This is a genomic window from Oleiphilus sp. HI0061 (assembly GCF_001635675.1).
In genome coordinates this window covers 1-4,148 of sequence record NZ_LWFE01001281.1, presented here as the reverse complement: position 1 = coordinate 4,148, position 4,148 = coordinate 1, and the positions used below count along the sequence as shown (strand labels likewise).

Below are 4,148 nucleotides of genomic sequence, written 5' to 3'. Positions count from 1 at the left end.
TCTACGTTTGCCCAGCCTTGAGCAGATTAAGCAGCGTTCAACGCATCAGGCAATAGAAGAAGTTATTTCGCAGAACGAGTCTGCGAGAGGCAAACGCTCGAAGTCGGTAGCTTCAAGCCAAGCACCGAAAACTGACGTTAATCAGCCAGCAGTTAAGCGGGCTGGTGATGAACTCAAGCTTGTTGTTGCTGAAAAGACAAACGACGGTGCTAGCAGTGCTAACTCTGGTAGCTCTGCAACAGGCGGCAGTAACGGTAAAGAGACTGATCCGAAGCTAGCGATTACGCTAGAAAAATTGGATAAAGCGAGTATCGAGAATAAAGAGTTAAATAGTCGTGTTTCTGACTTAGAAGAACAGCTACAAACCTTGCAAAGACTCCTTACATTAAAGAATGATCAGCTAGCAAATATTCAGACGCAAATGCGAGTCAATGAGCTAGCGGAAGCGAAGGCTGCGCAGGAAACTGAGGAGCTATCTGAGGCTGATAAGCTGATGGCAATGCCTGACGCAGTTGCTGAAAATGCTGCTGAGGCTTCTGATCAGACGGTAGCCGCAAAAGACGCTATGGCTGAAGCTAAGGAAAGTACTGAGCAAATTGCAGCGATGCCAAAGACTGAGCAAGCAGGTCAGGCCGAGAGCATGAAACCTGCTGAGAAATCGCCAGCAGTTGAAAAGGCTAAGTCTATTGAAATGCCTGTAAGCAAGCCAGCTAAGGCTGAGCAGAACATTATCGAAGTGATCGTTGGTAATCCTCTCTACTTATCAATTGCTGTTCTAGTTGTTGTGCTGGTTGTGTTTGTCCTCTGGTTGGTTTCGCGTAATAACGCTAAGCGTGAGCAAGAGTTTCAGGCAATGCACGATAGTGACGAAATTGAATATGAAGAAGAGGGCGAAGATGCGCTATCGTCGGAAGACGATTATCAGGATGCTGAAGAAGACGGCATGCAAGTTGAATCTTTAGATAGCCCTCTTGAAGATGATGACGAATACATAGATGAAGACTTATTTGCTGAAGAAGAGCCTGCCGTCTCTGGCGAGGAAAATGAGGATGTAATCGCTGAAGTTGATGTTTACATTGCCTATGGCAGACTGGATCAGGCTGCAGCAGTTCTTGAAAGTGCAATTTCAGAAGAACCTGTTAGAACAGACTTGCGCTTGAAGTTGCTGGAAGTATATAAGCAAAGTGGTGATACTGAAGCATTTAACCGCCAGTATAGCGAATTAGAAGCAATTCAGGATTCTGAAGCCTTAGATCAAGCGAGCGCTATCCGCGGAGATATGCTGGATGAGCAGTTGGTGTCGCTAGAAGATAAAGAACATGAGCTTGAGCTAGATCGCGAGATGGAAGAGGTTGAGGCCTCAAAACGCGAGGTTGAAGCGTCTATTGAGGCTGAAGCTGAAGCGCTTGAGGAAGAACCACAATCTTTTGACTTTGACAGTGTTGAACTAGATGAAGAGCATGATCTAGGTATTGATGAATCACTCGATGCAGAATTAACTGCTGACTTGGATGACTCGCTTCTAGAGCCTAGTGATGTGCTAGACGAAACTGTAGATGAGATTACTGATGAGTTGTCAGACTCTGGTGAGTTTGATGATGCGATTCTTGACGTGGATCTTGATGACATAGATTTAAGCGGCGAGCTTGAGCAAGAAACCGAGATTCAGCTGCCTTCAGATTTAAGTGATTCAGCCATCGTTGAATCATTAGCTCAGGGCGGAGAAGGAGATTTAGAGTCTGACGCAACATTAGGTGCCGAAAAGCCGGTTATCAGCGATGATATTCTTGAGCAAGCTTCAGATAAGATGAATGCAGATCAGTCGTTTGATGAAGACCTTGGTGATGCAAGCGAGTTTGACTTCCTTGAAGGTACTGATGAAGCGTCTACCAAGCTTGACTTGGCACGAGCGTATATCGATATGGGTGATATCGAGGGCGCCAAAGATATACTAGAAGAAGTAACTAAAGAAGGCAGTTCTGAGCAGCAAGCAGAGGCGGCTGAATTGCTAAGTTCATTGGACTAATTATTTTGCAGTGGTAGTTTTTGGATGAAACTTGTCTTAATTAGACGACCTGAGTTGACTCTCAAATGAGTTCTGGTCATCTTTCGAATGACACGGCCGGTAACGAAATCGTTACTGGCCGTGTTGCGTTATGCTTGTCATATAATGGTAGTGCTTATCACGGGTGGCAGTCTCAAAAGAGTGGCTTACCTACCGTTCAAAAATACTTACAAGAGGCTGTATCAAGTGTCGCCAATCAGTCCATAGAGCTTGTTTGCGCGGGCAGAACCGATAAGGGTGTGCACGGTGCTCATCAGGTTGTTCATTTTGACACCGAAGTGCAGCGTAGTGAAAGAGCGTGGGTTTTTGGTAGCAACTCAAACCTACCAAAAGATATCAGTGTTTCATGGGCTGGCTGTGTTGACTCTGAGTTTCATGCGCGATTTTCTGCTACCAGTAGGCGCTATCATTATGTGATATACAATCACCCGGTCAGGCCTTCAATCTTCCATAATGAAATGACTTGGTGTCATGACCCCTTAGATGAAATAAAGATGCACCAGGCAGCTCAATGTTTGGTGGGTGAGCATGACTTTAGCTCGTTCAGGGCTGTAGGCTGCCAGTCAAGAACGCCGTTTCGGTTTGTCGAATTTATTAATGTTCAACGCTTCGGCGATATTTTAGTTATTGATATTAAGGGAAATGCATTTTTGCATCACATGGTTCGTAACATTGCTGGTGTTTTGATGGAAATAGGTAAGCAGAGAAAACCAGTAGATTGGTGTGCCGGGGTGCTCGAAGCACGAGACCGGACTAAGGGGGGAGTGACTGCGCAGCCAAATGGTTTGTTCTTAACGCATGTCGATTACCCCTCCCATTTTGGTGTGCCTGTATCTCAAGGAGCGCCGTCGATAATTCGCTCAATGATTGCAAGTGCATCGGGAAGCATGGACAATGATGCAGATCTGTGGCGTATTTCTCATAGGCTCGACTAGTTAAGCATTGTAGTATGTATGGTCTGGCCCTGTGTTTTAGGAAGCGAGCAGCGCCTCAACTATTTTTCACTATTATGCAGTCTAGCAAATCGATATAATGCTGACGCATATTTATTTTTAGCTAAAGGGTTGTGCAAGACAAAGTGCGCACTAGAACAAAAATTTGTGGTATAACATCTTTAAGTGATGCCTTGGGTGCCGTGAACGCCGGTGCTGATGCGCTTGGTTTTGTTTTTTATGAACCGAGTCCGCGTTATGTTTCTCCTGAACTTGCTTGCGATATTATTGCTAAACTTCCACCTTTTGTTTCTGCTGTAGGTTTATTTGTTAATGCTTCTAAGTCTTATGTGAAAGAGGTTTCTAACCTAGCCTCGCTAAGCCTTATTCAGTTTCACGGCGATGAAAACGAAGATTTTTGTTCAAGCTTTGATCGTCCTTATATTAAAGCCGTGCGTGTTCAGTGCGAGCAAGATATTCTAGAGGCCGATAAACATTACTCTAGTGCCTTAGGCTTATTGCTAGATACTTATAAAAAAGGTGTTCCTGGTGGAACAGGAGAGGCCTTTGAATGGTCAATTATTCCAAAAAATACCACTAAACCACTTATTCTTGCCGGGGGCTTAAACGCCTCGAATGTGCGCGCTGCTGTTAAACAGGTGCGCCCCTATGCGGTAGATGTAAGTGGCGGTGTAGAATTACGTAAGGGTGTGAAAGACCACTCTAAAGTTTCAAGTTTTGTAGATGAGGTGTCGAGTGCCAGCGAATACACGAATTACTGAAGAATTGTTAGCTCAACTTCCTGATAATAAAGGGCATTTTGGCCCTTATGGTGGTCGATTTGTTTCAGAGACTTTGATGTCATCGCTTGAAGACCTTGAGAAGAAATACCTTTCTCTCAAAGATGACCCTGAGTTCTGTAAAGAGTTTGATAAGGATATGGCTGACTATGTGGGTCGGCCTTCACCGCTTTATTTTGCCGAACGTCTGACTAGAGAAGTGGGCGGTGCAAAGATCTACCTTAAGCGAGAGGACCTTAATCATACCGGCGCGCACAAAGTAAATAATACCATCGGTCAGGCACTATTAGCTAAGTACTTAGGTAAGCCAAGAGTGATTGCTGAGACAGGTGCAGGTCAGCACGGTGTTGC

General features: G+C 44.9%; 4 protein-coding genes. All 4 read left to right on the top strand.

The window, feature by feature from the left end; genetic code table 11:
- The coding region (locus A3735_RS20175; protein ID WP_156499786.1) for a FimV/HubP family polar landmark protein at positions 1 to 2,026 on the top strand (2,026 nt) is incomplete at its 5' end.
- A gap of 65 nt (positions 2,027 to 2,091) precedes the next feature.
- On the top strand, positions 2,092 to 3,000 hold the full coding sequence (gene truA, locus A3735_RS20170) for a tRNA pseudouridine(38-40) synthase TruA (RefSeq protein ID WP_068513664.1): 909 nt from the start codon (positions 2,092 to 2,094) through the stop codon (positions 2,998 to 3,000).
- Between the two features lie 143 nt (positions 3,001 to 3,143).
- The gene (locus tag A3735_RS20165; protein ID WP_068513752.1) at positions 3,144 to 3,779 is read left to right on the top strand and encodes a phosphoribosylanthranilate isomerase; all 636 of its coding nucleotides are present in this window, start codon (positions 3,144 to 3,146) and stop codon (positions 3,777 to 3,779) included.
- A partial coding sequence (locus tag A3735_RS20160) for a pyridoxal-phosphate dependent enzyme (protein ID WP_156499785.1) occupies positions 3,742 to 4,148 on the top strand: 407 nt, incomplete at its 3' end. The genes A3735_RS20165 and A3735_RS20160, both read left to right, overlap by 38 nt.